General features: G+C 72.9%; 16 protein-coding genes, 1 tRNA gene and 1 riboswitch. Of the genes, 4 read left to right on the forward strand and 13 right to left on the reverse strand.

What is annotated here, in order from left to right; genetic code table 11:
• Positions 1–54: 54 nt before the first annotated feature.
• Positions 55–2,010, reverse strand: coding sequence for a hypothetical protein (locus BM076_RS15195; RefSeq protein ID WP_093714070.1), 1,956 nt, complete (start codon positions 2,008–2,010; stop codon positions 55–57).
• Positions 2,011–2,285: 275 nt separating this feature from the next.
• On the opposite strand from BM076_RS15195, the gene BM076_RS15200 reads away from it, so the two are divergent.
• Complete coding sequence (locus BM076_RS15200; protein WP_093714071.1) at positions 2,286–3,152, forward strand: bifunctional DNA primase/polymerase; 867 nt, start codon at positions 2,286–2,288, stop codon at positions 3,150–3,152.
• A 236-nt stretch (positions 3,153–3,388) separates the two neighbouring features.
• Here the strand turns inward: BM076_RS15200 and BM076_RS15205 are convergent.
• Positions 3,389–3,474, reverse strand: a tRNA-Leu gene (locus tag BM076_RS15205).
• A gap of 391 nt (positions 3,475–3,865) precedes the next feature.
• Between BM076_RS15205 and BM076_RS15210 the strand changes: the two genes are divergently transcribed.
• Entirely contained in the window at positions 3,866–4,420 is a 555-nt protein-coding gene (locus BM076_RS15210; RefSeq protein WP_093714298.1) for a DinB family protein, read from the forward strand.
• 12 nt (positions 4,421–4,432) lie between these two features.
• Here the strand turns inward: BM076_RS15210 and BM076_RS15215 are convergent, their stop codons facing one another.
• From BM076_RS15215 to BM076_RS15225, 3 genes are all read right to left on the reverse strand, one after another.
• A complete protein-coding gene (locus tag BM076_RS15215; protein WP_093714072.1) occupies positions 4,433–5,773 on the reverse strand; it encodes an SAM-dependent methyltransferase in 1,341 nt (446 codons plus the stop codon).
• 199 nt (positions 5,774–5,972) lie between these two features.
• A complete protein-coding gene (locus BM076_RS15220) occupies positions 5,973–7,370 on the reverse strand; it encodes an NAD(P)/FAD-dependent oxidoreductase (RefSeq protein ID WP_093714073.1) in 1,398 nt (465 codons plus the stop codon).
• Between the two features lie 417 nt (positions 7,371–7,787).
• The gene (locus tag BM076_RS15225) at positions 7,788–10,613 is read right to left on the reverse strand and encodes an NACHT domain-containing protein (RefSeq protein WP_093714074.1); all 2,826 of its coding nucleotides are present in this window, start codon (positions 10,611–10,613) and stop codon (positions 7,788–7,790) included.
• A 327-nt stretch (positions 10,614–10,940) separates the two neighbouring features.
• Between BM076_RS15225 and BM076_RS15230 the strand changes: the two genes are divergently transcribed.
• On the forward strand, positions 10,941–11,669 hold the full coding sequence (locus BM076_RS15230) for a class I SAM-dependent methyltransferase (RefSeq protein WP_093714299.1): 729 nt from the start codon (positions 10,941–10,943) through the stop codon (positions 11,667–11,669).
• Here the strand turns inward: BM076_RS15230 and BM076_RS15235 are convergent.
• The 7 genes from BM076_RS15235 to BM076_RS15265 form a co-directional block, all read right to left on the reverse strand.
• A complete protein-coding gene (locus tag BM076_RS15235; protein ID WP_177246454.1) occupies positions 11,666–12,631 on the reverse strand; it encodes a Ppx/GppA phosphatase family protein in 966 nt (321 codons plus the stop codon). The two genes, BM076_RS15230 and BM076_RS15235, sit on opposite strands and share 4 nt — an antisense overlap.
• A complete protein-coding gene (locus BM076_RS15240) occupies positions 12,628–13,161 on the reverse strand; it encodes a DUF501 domain-containing protein (protein WP_093714075.1) in 534 nt (177 codons plus the stop codon). Before BM076_RS15240 ends, BM076_RS15235 begins: the two co-directional genes overlap by 4 nt.
• 68 nt (positions 13,162–13,229) lie before the next feature.
• On the reverse strand, positions 13,230–13,721 hold the full coding sequence (locus BM076_RS15245) for an FtsB family cell division protein (protein WP_093714076.1): 492 nt from the start codon (positions 13,719–13,721) through the stop codon (positions 13,230–13,232).
• A 163-nt stretch (positions 13,722–13,884) separates the two neighbouring features.
• Positions 13,885–15,165, reverse strand: coding sequence for a phosphopyruvate hydratase (eno, locus tag BM076_RS15250; RefSeq protein WP_093714077.1), 1,281 nt, complete (start codon positions 15,163–15,165; stop codon positions 13,885–13,887).
• 271 nt (positions 15,166–15,436) lie between these two features.
• Positions 15,437–16,138, reverse strand: a complete 702-nt coding sequence (locus BM076_RS15255) for a LysM peptidoglycan-binding domain-containing protein (RefSeq protein WP_093714078.1) — start codon at positions 16,136–16,138, stop codon at positions 15,437–15,439.
• Positions 16,139–16,143: 5 nt separating this feature from the next.
• Positions 16,144–16,326: riboswitch (cyclic di-AMP (ydaO/yuaA leader) on the reverse strand.
• A gap of 305 nt (positions 16,327–16,631) precedes the next feature.
• Positions 16,632–17,720, reverse strand: a complete 1,089-nt coding sequence (locus BM076_RS15260; protein WP_093714079.1) for a LysM peptidoglycan-binding domain-containing protein — start codon at positions 17,718–17,720, stop codon at positions 16,632–16,634.
• Between the two features lie 210 nt (positions 17,721–17,930).
• The gene (locus tag BM076_RS15265) at positions 17,931–19,205 is read right to left on the reverse strand and encodes a cytochrome P450 family protein (protein WP_093714080.1); all 1,275 of its coding nucleotides are present in this window, start codon (positions 19,203–19,205) and stop codon (positions 17,931–17,933) included.
• Between the two features lie 61 nt (positions 19,206–19,266).
• On the opposite strand from BM076_RS15265, the gene BM076_RS15270 reads away from it, so the two are divergent.
• The gene (locus tag BM076_RS15270) at positions 19,267–19,917 is read left to right on the forward strand and encodes a Uma2 family endonuclease (RefSeq protein WP_093714081.1); all 651 of its coding nucleotides are present in this window, start codon (positions 19,267–19,269) and stop codon (positions 19,915–19,917) included.
• Positions 19,918–19,940: 23 nt separating this feature from the next.
• Here the strand turns inward: BM076_RS15270 and BM076_RS15275 are convergent, their stop codons facing one another.
• Positions 19,941–20,954, reverse strand: a complete 1,014-nt coding sequence (locus BM076_RS15275) for a nucleoside triphosphate pyrophosphohydrolase (RefSeq protein WP_093714082.1) — start codon at positions 20,952–20,954, stop codon at positions 19,941–19,943.
• Positions 20,955–20,970: the final 16 nt, after the last annotated feature.

Genomic DNA, 20,970 nt, shown 5'->3' on the forward strand with positions numbered 1-20,970 from the left:
TTGGCAAAAAAGCCGGGCTACGCCTGGAGGAGGATCTTCCCCCGGGACGGGCCCTCAGTCACGTCGGCGGCGGAAGAGACCCCTGCGCGGGGGCGCTTTTTCACCGGCCGTTCCCCCGCCGGACGCCGCCGCGGCCGGCTGCTCCGTCGGCGCCTCCGGCGGTCCGGTCTCCTCCGGCGTCCCGTCCGCACGGCGCACCGCCGCGATCAGGTCCCGGGCCAGGTCCGTATAGGTGTCGTCCAGCCACGGGCAGAGCAGCACCAAACGGCACAGCGACGCCAGCACCGTCACCTCGCGGGTCTGGTACGCCTTGGCCGCGTCCAGCATCCGCTCGGTCAGCCGCAGGCCGACGTCCGCGCGGACCGCCGGGTCGCCCCAGGCGACGGCGACCATCGCGAAGGCCGCCGTCTCGTTGACCCAGTCCTCCGGGCCGTGCAGCAGGTCGAGCAGGACCGCCCGGCGCTCCGAGCCCTCCCAGGGCTGGTCGGCGCGGTGGTGGGTGAGGCCCAGGCACGCGAAGGTCTGCACGGCGCGGATCCACAGCTCGGGCCGGTGCTCGCGCAGGAAGCGGCCCTGCTCGTCGTCCGGCGGCTCCGGCGGGTGGACGAGCACGCCCAGCAGGTCGTCCAGGCCGAGCCCGGCCAGCCGGACCGCGTGGTCGTACGCGGCCGGCGGGTGCGGCCAGCTCACCGAGGCGGTGTCCCGGAGCAGCGCGGCCGCCTCCGGCGACGGCGGCGGCACAGCGGGCAGCGCGGTCAGGCCCTCGTAGCGCCAGACCCGGACGGCGGTCTCGGCGGTCGGCTGCCGCGGGTCGGGGTCGCCGGCGGCGGCGTTGGTCAGCTCGCCGCCCGGCAGCGCCAGCGCGAAGGCGAGGGCGGCGCTCGGCGGCTCGACCGCGGACGCGGAGAGCCTGGCCCCGCCGCCCGCCCTGATCGCCTCGGCCTCCGGGCTCTCCAGGATCTGGTGCAGCACATTGACGGTCGCCTCGGTGGCGCCGTCCACGACGCCGAGCCACGGCTGCCACTCGCTGCGCCGGGCCAGTACGGTGCCCGCGTACGGGTGGTCGGGGTGGTCGCGCAGGTGGTCGGCGAGGGCCACCAGATGGACCGGGTCGCCGTCGGCGGCGTGCCGGACGCCGTGCACGGCCGGGGCGGCCTGCGGGTGTCCCGGGCCGGCCGCCGCCGCGCGTTCCGCCCACACCAGACCCTGCTCGGCGCGGCCGGTGCCCGCGTACAGCTCGGCGATGTCGACCATCAGGGAGAGGTCGGAGGCGTCCCGTTCCATCTCCTCCTCCCAGACCCGCAGCGCCTCGTCGGGCCGGCCTGCGGCGCGCAGCGCGTAGCCGAGCATCACGCTGGGCACGTGGCCGGGCTGGACCCGGCCGGCCTGCCGGGCCCAGGCGATGGCGCGGTCGTGGTCGCCGAAGCGACGGGCGAGGCCTGAGCCGATGGCGGCGAGCTGCGCCTCGCCCGGGTGGCGTTCGACGACCGCGCGGGTCAGGTCGTAGAAGGGCCGCAGGGCGTCGCGGGCGGCCTCGGGCACCGGGTCGGGCAGCGCGCCGCCGACCGCGCGGGCCAGCGCCTGCGTCATGACCTGCGGCGGCAGCAGGTCGGGCAGCCGGTCCTGGGTGAGCCAGGCGACGTGCGACCACGGCCGGTCGTACTCGGCGCGGACGGCCGCGGCGATCAGGCCGACCGCCTCGGCCCATTCGCCGCAGGCGGCCTGGAGGTGGGCGCGGCAGACGACGGCGCCGATGTAGGGGTGGTCGAGCGGGAAGAGGTCGAGCGCGGCGCGCGGGCCGCCCGCCCGGGCGGCGAGTTCGGAGAGCGCCTCGTGGGTCTCGGGCAGCCGCGGGTCGATGGCCACGGCGTTGCCCAGGTGACTGGCCGCGTGCGGCAGGTCGCCGCCGTCCATGATCAGCCGGGCGAGCGCGGTCTCGCCCTCGGCCGCCAGCCGTTCGGCGCCGCCGCCCGCGCACAACTCGGCGTCACCCGCGTGCAGTTCGTCCATCTTTCCCGCCCCTCCGGCGCGGCGCCGGCCCGTCGGCGGGGGCCGGTCCCGGGCCACGATCCCGGACAACGAGCAGACCGTAGTACCCGCTTGTGGCCGCCGCGGTCACCGGGGTGTCACGGGCGTGACGCGAATCGCACTCCGCTGCCGCCCGCATCGCGGACACGCCGGACAACGCGGTGGACGGCGGCGGCCCGGCGCGGTATCACTGAAGAGTGCAGACGAACACACGTTCGAAATTGAACGCCAGGGCCACGACCGCCAGGGAGCAGGCCATGCCACGCCCCGACCACACCCGCGCGCTGCACGCCGCCCTGCTCACGGCCGCGCGCGGGCTGCCGGTCATACCGCTGTCCCGGACGAAGCTGCCCGCGATCCGGTCGCCGCACCGCGACGAGCCGCGGGCCAGCGGCTGCCGGGGCGCGTGCGGGCGGCCGGGGCACGGGGTGTACGACGCGAGCACCGACCCGGCGCGGATCCGCGCGCTGTTCGCCGCCGCGCCCTGGGCGACGGGGTACGGGATCGCCTGCGGGCGCGGCCCGCACCATCTGATCGGCCTCGACCTGGACGTCAAGCACGGCACGGACGGCGTCGCCGCGCTCGCGGCGCTGGCCGCCGCGCACAATTTCACGGTGCCGGACACGGTCACCGTGCTGACCCCCAGCGGTGGGCGCCACCTGTGGCTGACCGCGCCCACCCAGGTGCCCAATTCGGTCGGCCGCCTCGCCCCCGGCATCGACGTACGCGGCGAGGGCGGATACGTGGTCGGCCCCGGTTCGCGCACGGTCGCGGGCCGCTATCTGCTGGCGCCGGGCACGGCAGGGCACCCGTTGGCGCCCGCGCCCTCCGAGTTGCTGCTGCTCGCCGCGCCGCCGCCCCCGCAGCCGCGGCCCGCGCCGACGCCCCGGCACCCGGCCGAGAAGCGCGCCGCCGCGCTCGTCCGCTTCGTCCTCGACTCGCACGAGGGCGAGCGCAACGGGCGTCTGTTCTGGGCCGCCTGCCGCGCCTACGACGCCGGTCTCGGCGACGCCCTCGCCCCGGCCCTGGTGACGGCCGCGGTGCACACCGGTCTGACCGAACGCGAGGCGGCGGCCACGGTCGCCTCCGCCGCGGCGGCGACCCGCCCCCGCACCCCGTCCTGACACTCCGTCCTGACACCCCGCCCGGCCCGCGCCGCCGTCAGCCGATGACGGCGGCCCGCGCCACATGTCCGGCCGGTTCCCCGGCCGGGCCGAGCCGGGTGAGTACCGCGAGAATGTCGTTCATACGGTCATTCCGACCGTGTGAGGCCGTGTCCCGTCGTGTTCCCCCTGCGACACGACGGGCGGCCGTGGCCCGCTTGGAACATCCGTGCAGATCACCGCATTTGGGGCTGCGGTGGTGCCCGGAGCCGGACTTGAACCGGCACGCCCCCGAGGGGCAGCGAGGTTTAAGCTCGCCGTGTCTGCGTTCCACCATCCGGGCCGGCGGGGCGCAGTGAAAAGCGTATCGGGGTTGGCGATCTCGAACAGGGCGCCCAACCGGCCATGTTGTCTTATTTTAGGGGTTACTGACGGGGCGTTAGTACGAGTTCCAGGGTTCTTGGGCTGGACAGGCGCCTTTCTCAGCGGTCACAGCCGCCACGCACACGTGACGTGAAATCGCTCTCAGCGACCGGAATTCACCCCCTGTTCGTCGAGGCGCGAGGGGCGCACGGAGTGACAAGGGGGCGCGCGGGGCGCGTACGGGCGGAAACGGACGCCGCGCGACCGTTGCGGACCGAAGCTGACCGCAATGCTTCCTAGTGTGGGAAGTGCCGGGAACGACCGGCACGGCGCCGGCCACGGCCGGCGCACACGACACGGAGGTGGCCCCCATGCCGAGCCTGGTGAACGCGGAGACCGACGAACGCGACGCCCTGCTGAGCTTTCTGGACGCGCAGCGCGGCGGACTGCGGCGGGCGGTGCGCGGCCTGACCGACGAGCAGGCCGCCGCCCACCCCAGCGCCAGCGCGATGTCGCTCGGCGGCCTGGTCAAGCACGCGGCGCACTGCGAGCGCAATTGGATCCAGGTCGTGCTGATGGGCCGCCCCGACAAGGCACCCGCCACGTCCGAGGGCGACTGGGGCGACGAATTCCAGCTGCTGCCCGGCGAGACCCTGGCCGGCGTACTGGCCGAACTGGACGCCGTGGCGCGGGAGACCGAGGCGACCGTCGCGACGCTGCCCGACCTCAATGTGCAGGTGCCGCTGCCCGTCGCACCCTGGTTCCCGCCGGACGCCCGGCGCAGCGCCCGCTGGATCCTGCTGCACCTGATCGAGGAGCAGGCCCGGCACGCGGGCCACGCCGACATCATCCGCGAGTCACTGGACGGCGCGGTCGCCTTCGGCCTCCTCGCGGACGAGCAGCTCGAACAGCGCGATCAAGGATGAGGCCCCGACACGCTAGGGCGTCGTGCCTCCGCTCAGCCAGGCCGTACGGGTCGCGGGCAGGCCCGCGGCGCCGTCCGCCGCGGTCCGGACCGCGAGCACCTGGTTGACGCCGATCCGGTTGCGTTCGAAGGCCACCGCGGAGGCCGCCATGTACAGCCGCCAGACCCGGGCCCGCCCGGCGGAGGTGGCCTTTGCCGCGGCCCCCCAGGCGCCCTCGAGATTGCGCACCCAGGCGCGCAGCGTCCGCCCGTAGTGCTCGCGCAGCGCCTCCACGTCCCGCACCTCGAAACCGGCCTCCTCCAGCCGGGACACGGTCGAGCCGACCGGCGACAGCTCACCGTCGGGGAAGACGTAGCGGTCGATGAACTCGTCGATGCGGTACGCCTGTTCGTCCCGCATCGGGCGGCGTGCGATCTGGTGGTTGAGCAGCCGGCCACCGGGCCGCAGCAGCGAGAAGAGCGTCTGCGCGTACTCGCGGTAGCGGTCGCTGCCGACGTGCTCGGCCATGCCGATGGACGAGATCGCGTCGTAGGGGCCGTCCTTGACGTCCCGGTAGTCCTGCACCCGGATCTCGATCCGGTCGGTGAGCCCGGCCTCGGCGATCCGCTTGCGGGCGTACGCGGCCTGCTCGGTGGAGAGGGTGACGCCAGTGGCGTGCACCCCGTAGTGCTCGGCCGCGTGCAGCACCATCGAGCCCCAGCCGCAGCCGACGTCCAGCAGCCGCTGGCCGGGCCGCAGCCCGAGCTTGCGGCAGACGAGGTCCAGCTTGGCGCGCTGGGCCTCCTCCAGCGTCGTCCGCTCGTCCTCCCACACCGCGCAGGAGTAGACCATGGAGGAGCCGAGGATCAGGGCGTAGAAGTCGTTGCCCACGTCGTAGTGGTGGGCGATGGCGGCCTTGTCGCGCGGCCGGGTGTGCGCGATGCCGGTCCGCCGGCGGACCTCCTCGGGCGGCGGCGCGGGCGGCAGTCCGGGACCCGCGAGGGCCAGCGCGGCGCGCGCGAGGCGGTACGTCTGCGGGTCGCGCAGGGCGCCGGCGGTACGGCGCAGCGCGGCGGCGGGGCCCGGCCGGGGGCCGTCGGGCTCCTCCCGCTCCCAGAACAGGCCGGACAGCAGGTCGAGCGCTTCGTAGAGGTCGCCGTCGACGTCGAGGTCACCGGCGACCCAGCCGCGGGCCAGGCCCAGTTCGCCGGGCTTCCACAGCATGCGGCGCAGCGCGCGGCGGCGCCGGACGACGAGGACGGGGGCGCCGGGCGGCCCGGCCTCGCTGCCGTCCCAGGCGCGTACGCGGAGCGGGAACGGCGACGAGAGGGCGTGGTCGGCGAGTTCTACGATTCTGTGAGCCGCGTCAGCCATGTTTCCGAGCGTACGACTGAAAAACACCCTCCGCTCAGAAATCTACATTGCGGATACACGCATTTTTCCCGGGGTCGCAGGAAGCCGTGGCCGGGCGGCGGTTCCTGACACGCCGAAGGGCGCCCGCACCACGGATGGCGGGCGCCCTTCGGACGTGTCGTGCGGAGCGGTACGGAACCGCGCGGCGGCGGGGAGAAGGTCAGGAAGCCTTGGCGGCTTCGGCCTTCTGCTCCGTCTTCGCGGCCGGGGCCGGGACCGCGGCGGCCGGGGCCGGGGCGGGCCTTGCGGCCTCGTAGAACTCCTCGCGCGGGTTCTCGATCGCGCCGAGCGAGACGACCTCGCGCTTGAGGAACATGCCGAGCGTCCAGTCGGCGAAGACCCGGATCTTGCGGTTCCAGGTCGGCACGGCCATGCCGTGGTAACCACGGTGCATGTACCAGGCCAGCCGACCCTTGACCTTGATCCTGGCCTTGCCGAAGACGATCATCGCGACGCCCTTGTGCAGGCCGAGACCGGCAACGGCGCCCTTGTTCGCGTGCTTGTAGTCCTGCTGCGGGAAGCCGCGCATCCCGGAGACCACGTTGTCGCCGAGCACCTTGGCCTGGCGCAGCGCGTGCTGGGCGTTCGGCGGGCACCAGGCGCCCTCGCCGGCGGCGAGGTCGGGGATCTGGGCGTTGTCGCCTGCGGCCCAGATGTAGTCGCTGCCCTGCACCTGGAGGGTGGGGGCGGTGTCCACGTGGCCGCGCGGGCCGAGCGGCAGGCCGAACCTCGCCAGCGCCGGGTTGGGCTTGACGCCCGCGGTCCACACGATCGTGGAGGCGTCGACCTCCAGGCCGTTGGCGAGCACCACGTGCTTGTCGACGCAGGACTTCATCGAGGTGCTGAGGTAGACCTCGATGCCGCGCTCGCGCAGGTGCTCAAGACCCCAGGTGCCCAGCTGCGGGCCGACCTCGGGGAGGATCTTGTCCGCGGCGTCCACGAGGATGAAGCGCATGTCCTCGCGCTTGACGTTCGGGTAGTACTTGGCCGCGTCGCGGGCCATGTCCTCGACCTCGCCGATGGTCTCCGCACCCGCGAAGCCGCCGCCGACGAAGACGAAGGTGAGCGCCTTGCGGCGGATCTCCTCGTCGGTCGTGGAGTCGGCCTTGTCGAGCTGCTCCAGGACGTGGTTGCGCAGGCCGATGGCCTCCTCCACGCCCTTCATGCCGATGCCGTTCTCGGCGAGGCCGGGGATCGGGAAGGTGCGGGAGACCGCGCCGAGCGCGATGATCAGGTAGTCGAACGGCAGCTCGTAGGACTCGCCCACGAGCGGCTCGACCGAGGCGACCTTGCGGTCCTGGTCGATGTCGACGACCCGGCCGGTGAGCACCTCGGCCCCGGGCAGCACGCGTCGCAGCGGGACGACGACGTGGCGCGGGGAGATGCTGCCGGCGGCAGTCTCAGGAAGGAAGGGCTGGTACGTCATGTACGAGCGCGGGTCGACGACCGTGACGGTCGCCTCGCCGTACCGCATCTTCTTCATGATGCGACGCGCCGCGTACAGGCCGACGTAACCGCCGCCTACTACGAGGATCCGTGGACGCTCCGTGGTGCTCATGGCTCAAGTATTCAGCACGTCCCAGGGGGGTGCTCGTGAGCCCCTTCACAAGGGTCTGGACACCCTGTGCTACCCTGCCCGGCTTCACCTTCGGCACCGATCTGACCTGCGGGAACCTCTCCCTCCGCCGATGCCCCGCACCCCCGGCGGCGCACCCTTGCCCACGCCTCTGAACAGCGCCGATCGATCACCGGCCACTCCCCCGCCGCCCCGCGTCCGGCCGTCCGTCACACGTCTGAAACACGCTTCCACCAAGGAATCCCGGGGTTTGAACCGTCCACACCTTGGATTTTTTGGGCCGCGCGGCGGGAACTTCATGTGAAGAGTTTCACAAAGCTTTTCCGGAGTGCGTCCCTCCGGGTGGGTCGTGGCGGCCCCGGCGGCCGGTCCGGGCCCGTTCCGGCCGCGTCCCCGCCCTCACCTCCAGAACTTCGGCAGCTCCAGGTCGATCGCGGGGCCGGACGTACGGAGCCCCGCGCGCCACCGGGTCAGATCGGCGTCCGCGTGCCTCCCGCGCACGTGCAGCGTCAAGGTCTCCAGCCGCGGAAAGCGGTCCGTCAGCTCTCCCGGGTCGATGTCCGCGGGGCCGGCGTACAGGCTCAGCCGCCGCACCTGGCGCCGGGCCCGGTCCGGCCACCGCGCCATGAGCTGCCAGGCGGTGCGGCCGCAGTCCGGGCAGCCGCGCTCGTAGAAGGACAGCTCCTGGAACTCCCGCACGCCGAGCGCCAGCAGCGCGTCGTGCCGGACCGGGCCCTTGATCACCAGGGTGCGCAGCTTCGGCGGCAGTTCGAGCCCGGGCAGCCCGGGGCCGGGGTGCAGCAGATGGAGCGAACGCAGGGCGGTCAGCCGGCCGATCACCGCGTAGTCGGCGGCCCGGCCGGTCACCCACAGCTCCTTGAGGCCGGCGATCTTGTCGACGTGCTCCAGCAGGTGCGGCTCGGAGTCGAACCGACCCAGGCTCAGCGGGCCCGCCCACGGCAGCTTCGACAGCACGCACCGGGCGAATTCGGTCCGGTCGAACTCCGGCCACATGCCGGTCAGCTGATGTTCCGTCATCGGATCGGCGCACTCGGCGTAACCCGCCAGTACCCGTATCGCGGAGGCGCCGCCGACGAGGCGGGCGGTGTGCAGCACCGCCTGCGTCTCGTGCGGTTCGAGGCCGGCCCGCGGTCCCGGCAGCAGGTCGAGCACCACTTCACCGAGGCTCGCGAGGGCCGCGGCGTGGTGGTGGTCCTGCGGCGGGATCAGCCGCTCGGCGCGCCGCCCCACCTCGCGGCGCAGGCCGCGGTCGAGCGACACACCCGCGGAGGCGGCGCTGCTGACGCAGTCGACGGCCAGCACCGTGAGCCGCAGCCGGTGTTCCTCCTCCTTGTCGGCACGCTCAAGCAGCGACCGCACCAGTTGGTTGCCCTCGGAGTCGCGGGCGCGCCCCGCCACCATCACCACCACGTCCTGCCACTGGTCCTCGTGCGCCTGCCCGACCAGGAATTCCAGATCCCCGTCGTTGAGCAACTGGGCCGCCGCCAGATACTCCTGGAAGGTGCGGTGCACGAAGCTCACCCGGTCCACGGCCGGGCGTTTGAGCAGGCCGGTACGTTCCAGCAGCTGGTCGGCCACCTGCTCGGCGTCGTACCGCTGCGGCCCGCTCCCGAGCGCGGCCTCCCGTGCGGTCTGCGGGGCGATCTCGTCGAGGTAGGCGCCGACCCGGTCGGCGAACTGCCGGAAGGACACCTCCGTCAGGTCGTTGCGGAGCATCCAGTACGCGAGCCTGCGCAGCAGCATCTCCTGCACGCCGCTGAGCAGCCGCGGCCCCTGCGTCACGACATTGCGCTGCTGGTCCCGGCGGACGAGCAGCATCTCCAGGGCCGCTTCGAACAACTTCAGCCGCCCGTCAGGGAGTTGCATGTCCCGGTCCCAGTGCAGCGCGCACAACAGGGCGCACATCAGCGGATTCCCGGCCAGCCGCCGCAGCTCGCGGCGCTCGGCGAGGCTGCGCAGGAGCGCGTCCTCGTACAGGTGCAGGCGCGTGATCTCCTCGGGGTCCCGCGTGGTGGAGCGCATCGTGCTGTGCCAGTACGCGATGAACTGGTTCTGGTCCTGCTGGCTCATCGGGGCCAGTTCGAAGGACCGGAAGTCGAGGTCGGCCAGCCACGATTCGTCCACGGCCGCCTGCCGCGAGGTGATCACGTACCGGCAGTCCGGATACAGGCTGGTCCATTCGCGCAGCCAGCGCCGTACGTAGCCCCGGCGGGCCGCCGGGAGTTCGTCCACCCCGTCGATCAGCATCAGGGCGCGCCCGGCCTCAAGCTCTTTCCTGACCAGGCCGTCCGGGGCGGCGTCCGCGAGCGCCCCGGCGGTGCATTCGAGGAACTCCTCGGGAGAGGAGGGCAGTTCGCGTTCCGCGAAGTGCCGCAGCGGCAGGAAGAACGGCGTCGTGTCCGTCCATTCGGGGCCGAACGGCTCCGGCAGGTCCTTGCGGGCCGCGCCGACGGCCAGCCACTTCTCCAGTGTGGTCTTGCCCGTTCCCGCGTCGCCGCGGATCAGCGTCCGCGGCACCCTGTTGATCGCCTGCTCCACCCGCAGGGTGTCCTGGGCCTGCGACGAGTCGTCCCCCGCCGCCTCCCGGGCGGGCCCGCGGTCGATATGACGGGACGTCAGGCGGTTGTCGGCGACGAAGTCCGTGGCCCCGCGGCGGCCCCGCTCGACGCTGAGGCTGATGTACGACGTGCTCATCGGATAGCGGAACTCCGGCCGCCGCAGCGTCACGCCGAACAGCTCCATCGTGTCCAGGTCCGCCGCCACGAACTCCTTGTATTTCGTGAGGAATTCGTGCTCCGCCGGACTTCGCCGGTACGCCTCGGAGCCGGCCGCGTCCGTCGCGGGCGGAGCCGGTACGGCGGCGGCGCGCTCGGCCGGTCTCCGGTTGATCCTGGAGTAGCTCCGGGAGGACTTGGCCCTTTCCCACTGCTGTCTGCATTCGCTTCGCACCGCCGCCAGCCGGGCCTGATCGCCCTTGCCGTGCAGGACGCACGCCTGCGCGATCGACAGCGCGTCGTCCAGTGACGGCAGGCTCGTGCCCGTGAACGCCTTGTGCACCGTCGACTTGGGAACGAGCCGCCCCCGCCGGACGCCGCCGGTCAGCTGCGAAAGCACTTGGAACGACGGCTCCCCCACCCCGATCCGCAGCTTCCTGAGCCACTCCGCGAACCTCTCCTCCGGCATGAAGCCGTCCACCTGCGCCATTCCTCACCGTCCCGGTCCACCGCCGACGCCCGGTCCCGTCCAGCGACGTCCACGTCCGTCCAGCTTCGTCCCGCCCGCTGGACCCGCCGCTCCCGCGGCTCCGCTAATCGTCTTCAGGCACAAGAGACTTCAGGAGCGGAAAACGTGACGATCATCGACACCGCGGCGTCCGCCGTGACGGCGCTCGCGGCGCTGCTCGACCTCGGACTGCGCGTCCGCGAGGCGCGGGACACGGACCGGGACACGACCCGTGAGACGGCCCGGGAAACTCGGGAAAGCGGGCCGGGCGCGGCGCCGGAAGGCCCCTCGGCGGGCCGGGGCGGGGGTGTGCGCGGCCGTACGGGCGGGACCGGGGAGGACGTGCTGCGGCTGCTCGACGGGCTGTTCGTGCCGGAGGCGGACCGCTGGACGGCGGACGGCGCCGGCTGGTGGGACGGGTTCTACGCGGACCGGGAGCGCGGCGTGCCCTTCTTCGCCGCCAAGCCCGACGAGAACCTGGTGTCGTATCTCGACCGCGGTCTCGTGCGGCCCGGCCGGGCGCTGGACCTGGGGTGCGGGCCCGGGCGCAACGCGCTGCTGCTGGCCGGGCGCGGCTTCACCGTGGACGCCGTCGATCTGTCGCCCGCCGCCGTGGCATGGGCGCGGGAGCGGGCCCGCGAGGCCGGCGCGGACATCGGCTTCCGGGTCCAGGACGCCTTCGCGACCGGCCCGGACGCGCTCACCGGCCCGTACGACCTGATCTGCGACTCCGGCTGCTTCCACCATCTGCCGCCGCACCGCAGGGTCAGCTATCTGGCGCTGCTCGACCGCGTCCTCGCGCCCGGCGGCCATCTCGCGCTGTCCTGCTTCGCGGCGGGCGCGATGGGCTCGGAACTGCCGGACGCCGCCTTCTACCGGGAGGGCGTGCTGCACGGCGGCCTCGCGTACGGCCCGGAGTCGCTGCGCCGGATCTTCACGGGGCTGACCGAGGTCGAACTGCGCCGGATGCGCGACGAGCCGCCGGACTCGCCGCACTTCGGCGAGCCCTTCCTGTGGACGGCGCTCTTCCGCTGCTAGGCCGCGGCTTCGACCAGGCTGTAGGCGATCCCGTCGAGGATGTCGTGCTCGCTGACCACGACCTCCTTCGCGCCGGTCCGCTCCATGATCCGCAGCAGGACCGAGGCGCCCGCGCCGATCACGTCGACCCGGCCCTCGTGCATCACCGGGATCGCCGCCCGTTCGGCGTGCGTGGCGGCCAGCAGCCGCTCGGTGATCGCGGCGACCTGCCCGACGGTGACGCGGGAGTGGTGGATCGCGGCGGAGTCGTACTCCGGCAGATCGAGCGCGATGGCCGCGACCGTGGTGACGGACCCGGCCAGGCCCACGAGCGTACGGGCGCGGTCCAGCGGTACGGCGGCGGCCGCGTCGTCCAGGGCCGCGTCGATGTCGGCGCGGATCGCGGCGATCCGGTCGGGGGTCGGCGGGTCCACGACGGCACCGTCGGCCACCAGATGCCGTTCGGTCAGCCGGACGCAGCCGATGTCCACCGAGCGGGCGGCGGTCACCGTGTCCTCGCCGAGCACGAATTCGGTGGAGCCGCCGCCGATGTCCACCACCAGATAGGGCGTCTCCAGCGCCTGCCCGCCGGTCAGCCCCCGGGTGGCGCCGGTGAAGGAGAACGCGGCCTCCTGGTCACCGCTGATCACCTCGGGCTCGACGCCCAGGATGCCGACGACGCCGCGCACGAAGTCGTCGCGGTTGTCCGCGTCGCGCGAGGCGGACGTGGCCACGAAGCGGATCCGCTCCACGGGCACACCGTGCTCGCGGATCACCTCGGCGTACTCCCGGCAGGCGGTGAAGGTCCGTTCCAGCGCCTCGGGGGCGAGCCGGCCGGTGCGGTCCACGCCCTGGCCGAGCCGGACGATCCGCATCCGCCGGTCGAGGTCGGTCAGCGCGCCGGTCGCGGGGTCGATGTCGGCGACGAGCAGCCGGATCGAATTCGTCCCGCAGTCGATCGCGGCGACCCGCACGGACGTCACGAGGTCTCCCCGGCGGTCTCCGGACCGACGCACGGGCCCTTGGCCCACCACTCTGGCAGCATCGCGATCGCCTCGTCGCCGAGCGGGTTGACGCCGGGGCCCGCGGCCAGCGCGTGACCGACCAGGACGTGCAGGCACTTCACACGGTCCGGCATGCCGCCGGCGCTGGGGAAGCCCTCCAGCACCTCGATCGCGTCGCGGCGCGCGATGTAGTCCTCGTGCGCGGCCCGGTAGGCGGCGGCCAGCTCCTCGTCCTCGGCGAGCCGCGCGGTCATCGTCTTCATGACGCCGTCCGCCTCCAGCGTGCCGATCGCGGACGCGGCCCGCGGGCAGGTCAGGTAGTACAGCGTCGGGAAGGGCGTGCCGTCCTCCAGCCGCGGCTGCGTCTCGACCACGTCGGGGTTGCCGCAGGGGCAGCGGTGCGCGATGGCCCGCAGGCCGCGCGGCGGACGGCCGAGCTGCGCCTTGAAGGCGGCGACGTCCGCCTCGGTGGGCGGGGTGGACGGGGTCGGTGCGGGGTGCTTCGTCATGAGCCGTTCTGGGTCGGAGGAGGGCGGTACGGGGTCCGGGAGGGGACGGGGGCGGGGACGCCGGGTGATCAGTGCCCCGGGGGCGCCGCCGCGTCGGCGTGGTCGACGTTGTCCCACAGATTGTCGTACCAGGGGCGGTGCGCCGCGGCCTCGCTCGTCGCGCGGTGCTCGGCGGCGGCGTCCCCGGTCGGCGCGGGCGCCGCCACGTTGTAGCCGGTCTCGCCGGGCATCACGAAGTGCAGATGCTCGCGGGCCTGCGTCTTCACGTACTGCGGGTCCTGCCAGCGGGCCTTCTCCTCGCGGAGCTGCTCGACCTTCTGGCGGGACTTCTGCGCCTCGCGGCGCTGGTCGGCGATGTCGGAGCGCTGGGCGATGTACTGCCGGGTCGGGTAGGCGAGCGCCACCACCAGAGCGCACAGCACCAGGGCGAGCAGCGCCGCGCGGCCGGTGAGCTTGTTGCGCCGCGCCGGGCGCCTGGCCGCCGCCCGGTACACCCGGGCCTGCGCCTCCTGGCCGATGGCCTTCAGCCGGGCCGAGGTGGAGAACCGATCCGCCCCCACGCCGTCCCTCCCCTCGCGGTCGACTACGCCTTCATACGCCAGTACGTCCCCGCCCACGGTACGGGACCGGGTGCGGGGACGTACGGAGGCCGGGGCCTGGAAAGCCGTCAGTGCGTGATCGGTGCTCGCTCAGTGCTTGAAGCGGGGCTCGATCGGTGCTCGCTCAGTGCTTGAAGCGGGGGAACGCGGAGCGGCCCGCGTACACCGCGGCGTCGTCCAGGATCTCCTCGATGCGCAGCAGCTGGTTGTACTTCGCGACGCGCTCGGAGCGGGCCGGGGCGCCGGTCTTGATCTGGCCGCAGTTGGTGGCGACGGCCAGGTCGGCGATGGTGACGTCCTCGGTCTCGCCGGAGCGGTGCGACATCATGCACTTGTAGCCGTTGCGCTGGGCCAGCTCGACCGCGTCGAGGGTCTCGGTCAGCGAGCCGATCTGGTTGACCTTGACCAGCAGCGCGTTCGCCGTGGCGTTGTCGATGCCCTTCTGCAGCCGCTCGGGGTTGGTGACGAACAGGTCGTCGCCGACGATCTGCACCTTGGCGCCGAGCTTCTCGGTGAGGACCTTCCAGCCCGCCCAGTCGTCCTCGAACAGCGGGTCCTCGATCGAGACCAGCGGGTACGAGGCGACCAGGTCCTCGTAGTACTCGGTCATCTCGGCGGCCGAGCGGTCCTTGCCCTCGAACTGGTACTTGCCGTCCTTGTAGAACTCGGAGGCGGCGACGTCCAGCGCGAGCGCGATGTCCTGGCCGGGCGCGTACCCGGCCTGCTTGATGGCCTCGATGATCAGGTCGAGCGCCTCGCGGTTCGAGCCGAGGTTCGGCGCGAAACCGCCCTCGTCGCCGAGGCCGGTGGACAGGCCCTTGGTCTTCAGCACGCCCTTGAGCGTGTGGTAGACCTCGGCGCCCCAGCGCAGCGCCTCGGAGAAGGACTCCGCGCCGACCGGAGCGATCATGAACTCCTGGATGTCGACGTTGGAGTCCGCGTGCGAGCCGCCGTTGAGGATGTTCATCATCGGCACGGGCAGCACGTGCGCGTTCGGGCCGCCCAGGTAGCGGAAGAGCGGCAGGTCGGACGCCTCGGAGGCGGCGTGCGCCACGGCGAGGGAGACGCCGAGGATGGCGTTGGCGCCCAGCGAGGACTTGTCCGGGGTGGCGTCCAGGTCGAACATCGCCTGGTCGATCAGCCGCTGCTCGGTGGCGTCGTAGCCGACCAGCTCCGGGCCGATCTGCTCGATCACGGCGAGGACGGCCTTCTCGACGCCCTTGCCCTGGTAGCGGTTCTTGTCGCCGTCGCGGAGTTCGAGGGCCTCGAAGGCGCCGGTGGAGGCGCCGGACGGGACAGCGGCACGGCCGGTGCTGCCGTCGTCGAGGCCGACCTCGACCTCGACGGTGGGGTTGCCTCGCGAGTCGAGGATTTCCCGGGCTACGACGACGTCGATGGACGGCACGAGTGTCTCCTTCTGTCCTGCTGACAGGTCTGTCACTGCTGACTGTCTGGTGTCTGTTCTGATGTCTGTGTCGTGTCGACCTGAGCCTAACCGGCTTCGGTGTCGCGCCCGGCACCGAGCCGGTCCGTGAGACGGAAAAAACCCGGCCGGGCACGCTCGGGGGAGAGCACGTGCCCGGCCGGGGTCCGGGACGGAACCGTGGCGCGTACGCCAGGGGTCCGCCGGGGATCCTGGGGTGGATCCGGGGGATCCGAAGGGGTCCCGGGAGGGGTCAGCTCAGGTGCAGCTGCTGGCCCACGTAGATCCAGTCGGCGTCCTGGACGACGTCCTTGTTCAGCTCGAACAGGTGCTGCCAGCCGCCGGAGACGTGGTGCGCGGCGGCGATGGCGGACAGCGAGTCGCCGGCGACGACGGTGTACTCGCCGTCGCCCTGCTGGACCGGGGTGGAGGTCTCGGCCGGGGCCGGGGTGCTCTCCTGCTGCTGCGGGGCGGACGACTCGGAGGAGCCGTTGTCCGAGGAGGACGAGCCGTTGTCGGACGAGGAGCTGCTGGAGGAGCTGCTCGACGAGTCGCTGGAGGAGTCGCTGGAGGTGTCGACGTTCGCCGCCGAACCACCGGAGGTCAGGTTGCCGGCGCCGGCGCAGGCCCAGGCACCCGGGCCCTGCATGGCGAGCAGCCGCTCGGCGGTGGCGATCTGCTGGCCCTTGGTGGCCAGGTCGGCGCGGGAGGCGTACTGGTCGCCGCCGGCCGCGTCCCAGCTGGACTGGGAGAACTGCAGGCCACCGTAGTAGCCGTTGCCGGTGTTGATGGACCAGTCGCCGCCGGACTCGCACTGCGCGACGGCGTCCCACGTGGAGACGTCGGCGGCGGAGGCGGAGGTCGCGGCGACCAGCGGGACGGCGATCGCGGTGCCGGTGACACCGGCGAGCGCGGCGATGCGGACGAGCTTGGACGTACGGCGGTGCTTGGCCATGAGAGTGGTGTCCTCACCGACGCCTGCGAGGTGAGCTGTCGGGTTCGGGCGTGAGTTGCCCGGCCGGATCCGCGGGGCGGATCCCGTGCTTAACCCCGAGCCGGTGCGTTCCGCAGGCTGCGTGCCGTACGAACGTCTCCGGCGAAAGACCTTGGGTCCCCCGCTCCTGCCTGCGGCGCTTTCGCGTCGACTGTTCCCGTCGGCCGGCGGCAGGACTCGGCGTTCCTGGCCGGCGGGGCCCGCGGTGGCGAGCGGTAACGACGCTAAGCACAGCCGCCGGAAAGGACAAACATCCGCGTTCCGCCCGAGCACCGCTCTCACGCGCTGAGCGCGTTCAGAGAATCGCAGGTCAAAAGGGGCGAATTCAGCGCTCTGCGAGCGGGCGGTCACAGGGGCGGGCGAGAGCCTTGTCACACGGGCCGCGGGTGGCAATCGGCGGTTCGCCCGTTTTGCCCCCGCGGCCGTGACGGAACGTCAGGACGCCCGGCGGTGCTCAGCCGAGGTCGAGTGTGAGGATCTGTCCCGGTTTGATGAGGTTCGGGTCGTCGCCGATCACCTGGCGGTTGGCGTCGTAGAGGCCGCTCCAGCCGCCCTGTACGTGGTGGCCGGCCGCGATGCCGGACAGCGAGTCGCCGAATCCGACGGTGTACTCGTGGCCGCCGTCCGCCTTGTGCCCGGAATCGTCGCCCTTGTCCTTGCCCGCGTCCTTGGTGCCGCTCGTGCCGTCGGCCTTGCCGTCGGTCTTGCCGTCGTCGGAGGCGGCGTCCGTGACGGCGGTCAGCTCGGTGCGGCTGGCCTGGTCGGCGGCGGCCAGTTCGTCGTCGGTGGGCACGTACGGCTTCGCGTGCCGGCCGGTGCTCGGCGGCGTCGTGCCGTCGGGAGTGCCGGGCGTGGTGGTGCCGGGCGTCGCCGGGGTGGTGGGGGTGTCGCCGACCGGCCCGGTGGGCGTCACGGGCGTCGTCGGCGTACCGGGTGTCGCGGGGACGGTCGGCAGGATCGTCGGCAGCGACGGGTCGGTGTTGGAGCCGCCGGAGGAGCCGTCCGAGCCGGTGCCGTCGTCGCCGGAGCCCGTGGAGCCCGTGCCGTCGTCACCGGAGCCCTGGTCGTCGCCGGACGTGGTGGGCGACGTGGTGGGAGACGTGGTCGGCGCCGGGGTGGTGGGCGCGGGCGTCGCCTTGCCCGCGCCGGTCACGGGCTGCGTGACGGCGTCGAGCAGGCCGGTGCCGTCCTCGCAGCCGGGCCAGGCGTTCGGCCCCAGCTCGGCGAGCATCTTCTCGGCGACGGCGATCTGTTCGGTGCGGGAGGCGAGGTCGGGGCGGGGCGCGTACGACTGGCCGCCGAATTCGTTCCAGGTGTCCTGGGTGATGGCGAGGCCGCCGTAGAAGCCGTTGCCGGGGTTGGCGCTCCAGGAGCCGCCGGTCTCGCATATCGCGACCTTGTCCCATGTGCCGGCGTCCGCGGCGTGCGCGGCGCCCGCGCCGAGGAGCGGGAGCGCGATTCCCGCGCCGGTCGCCGCCACGGTCACCACGGCCGCCGGGGCCTGCCGCGGCCGGCGGTGCCGGCCGTTCCCGGACGTGAGCATGTGGTCCCTTTCTCCGAGCCCTTCCGCACGGTGCGCGGTGGACGCGTGCCGGCCGCGGGTCGGGACCCGCTGCCGTACGGTCACGGCGCGTCGTGCGAACCGTCCGCGAGGGCGCACCCTCACGTTGACCGCAGAACGTAGCGGGGTTGGCCAACGGATCACAAGTCGATGTAGCGATCATCACGTCGCGATCACGGAACCGACGCCCCGTCACATCCCGTGCGCCGCCGACCGGTCGGCCTCGGGCGTGAACTCCACCGGCAGCGTACGCAATCCGCGCATGATCAGTCCGCCGCGCCAACGCAATTCGGCCGGATCCACCGCGAGCCGCAGGTCGGGCAGCCGGGTCAGCAGCGACGCGAGCGCGGTACGCGCCTCCAGGCGGGCCAGCGGTGCGCCCAGGCAGTAGTGGATGCCGTGCCCGTAGCCGAGGTGCGGATTGTCCCGGCGGGCCAGATCCACGGTGTCGGGCGCGTCGAAGCGCGCGGGGTCGCGGTCGGCCGCCGCCAGTACCACCAGTACGGGATCGCCCGCCGCCACCGGCTGCCCGCCGATCGTCAGCGGCGCCGTCGCGTACCGCCAGGTCGCCAGCTCCACCGGGCCGTCGTAGCGCAGCAGTTCCTCGACGGCGGTCTCCAGCAGATCGCTCTCCCCGCGGGCCAGCGACTCCTGGAGTGCGGCGCGCTGCCGCGGGTGGCGGAGCAAGGTGTGCACCCCGTTGCCGATGAGGTTCACGGTCGTCTCGAAACCGGCGAAGAGGAGGATGAAGGCCATCGCGGCGGCCTCGTTCTCGCTCAGGTGCTCGCCGTGGTCGCTCGCCCTGATCAGACCCGAGATCAGGTCGTCGCCGGGATGCTCGCGCTTGCGGTGGATCAGCTCGACCAGATACGCCCGCATCCGCTTCACCGAACGGGCGACGCCGCCGCGCGGGCCGCCGCCGTGCCGGATCATCATCCCCGCCCAGTCCCGGAAGTCGTCCTGGTCCTCCGGGGGCACGCCCAGCAGGTCGCAGATCGCGTAGATGGGCAGCGGGAAGGCGAAGTCATGGATCAGGTCGGCCTGCCCCGCCGGCCCGAAGCCGTCGATGAAGCGGTCCGTCAGCTCCCGCACCCGTGGCGCGAATTCGGCCACCCTGCGCGGGGTGAACGCCTTCGACACCAGGCGGCGCAGCCGCGTGTGGTCCGGCGGGTCGATGTTCAGCAGATGCGTCATCAGATCCGCGCCGCGCTCCCCCGGGATCCCCGTCTTCCCCTTCGCCCCGGCCGGCTCGGCGTGATGCGCCGGATTCTTGCTCAGCCGCCCCTCCGCCAGCGCCTCCCGCGCGTCCCCGTACCGCGTCACCAGCCACGCCCCCACCCCGCTCGGCAACGTCGTCCACCGCACCGGCGCGTGCTCCCTCAGCCACGCGTACGCCGGATACGGATCGGTCGCGAACTCCCACGAGAACAGTTCGGGCTCAGCATTGGTCGGTCCGGCGTCGTTCATCCCCCGACGCTATCCGCCCGCGCGCCCGCCCCGACGCACGGAGGGCGCCAGACTCCGTCGCATGGGAGCGGACACAGGTACGGCATGCGGAAGCGACTGGGGAGCAGCGCCTCCGCGCTCGTGGCCGACACCGCCCGCGGGGGGCTGGACCGCCGACGACCTCGACCGTATTCCTGGGCTCCCTCCGCACACCGAACTGATCGACGGAGGACTGTTCTTCGTGTGCCCGCAGACGTACTTCCGCATGGCAACCCTCCGGTTGCTGGGAAGGGCCCTTGAAGACCAGGTGCCGGAAGACTTCGAGGTCGTCCGGGAGATGACGGTCACGCTCTCCGGCCGGAACCGCACGGAACCCGACCTGATGATCGTGCCGTACGACGCCACCACCGGCCCCCGGCAGACGTCGTACGAACCCGCCGACATCGTGCTCGCCGTCGAGGTCGTCTCGGCCGAGTCCGAGGAACGCGACCGCGAGATCAAGCCCCGCAAATACGCGGCGGCCCGCATCCGCCACTTCTGGCGCGTGGAGGAGAACAACGGCCTTCCCGTGGTCCACGTCTACGAGCTGGACCCGGCCACGAACACGTACGCCGTCACCGGCATCCACCACGACCAGCTGAAGGTGGCCGTCCCCTTCTCCCTGGTCATCGACCTCACGACCGGCGGCCGCCCGCCCCGGCGGCCCGAGCCGGACGATTCACCGGCCGGCTGACGGCCGGGAGTCGCGCATCGGCGCTAGTCCGCATCCGTGGAGGTCCGGGCCTGTTCCGCCGAGCGGATCGTGTCGCGGTAGCGGCGGGCCGCGTGGCGGAGGGCGGCTTCCGGGTCGAGGCCGGCGGCCTGGGCGGCGGCGGCCTCGGCGAGGAGGTGGTCGCCGAGGGCGGTCTCGTCGGTGAAGGTGCCGTCGGCCGCGGGCGGCAGCGGGAGATGGGCGCCGCGGGCGCGGCCCGCGAGTTTGGCGGCGAGCGCCAGCGCCGGGGAGGCGAGCGGGACGCCGTCGGTGACGGAGTCGCGGGCCTTCTCGACACCCTTGAGCCGGACCCAGTTCGCCTGCACCTGCTCGGGGGTCTCGGCGACCTCGTCGCCGAAGATGTGCGGGTGCCGGTGGACGAGCTTGTCCACCAGTCCCCCGGCCACGTCGTCGATCCCGAACGGCTCCTCCGCCGCGCCCTGCGCGATCGCGGCGTGGAAGACGACCTGGAGCAGCACGTCGCCCAGCTCCTCGCGGACCGCCGCCCTGTCCCCCTCCTCGATCGCCTCGACCAGCTCGTACATCTCCTCGATGCCGTACTTGGCCAGGTCCTCGTGCGTGCGCAGGCTGCTCCACGGGCACTCGGCCCTGATCCGGTCCATGACCTGCACCAGGTCGAGCAACCGTGCCCCGGGCAGGTCGTACGACCCCGGCAGCAGCTCCAGGTCGGGCATCGCGACCCGCCCCGAGCCGCCGAGCCGCGCCAGTTCGTCCGTGACCGCGGGGTCGCCCGCGCCGCCGGCCGGCAGATACACGACCGTACGGCCGCCCGCCGTCGCGTCCACCAGCTCGCGCCCGCCCGGCGCGGCCAGCTCCACCCGGACCCCCGCCTCGCGCAGATACGGCAGCTGCGGGTGGTCCGGGTCCGCGCACACCACGAGGTCGGCCTCGCGCAGCGTCCGCCACGCGGGCCAGGAGAGCTGGCCGGGGGCCACCCGGTGGCTGGTGGTGAGCAGGACCAGGCGTCCGGGGGTGTTCGAGTCGTCCACGTCGTTCACCCCCCGAACGTACCCC

Source organism: Actinacidiphila alni (assembly GCF_900112845.1).
In the GTDB taxonomy this organism is placed as follows: Bacteria; Actinomycetota; Actinomycetes; order Streptomycetales; family Streptomycetaceae; genus Actinacidiphila; species Actinacidiphila alni.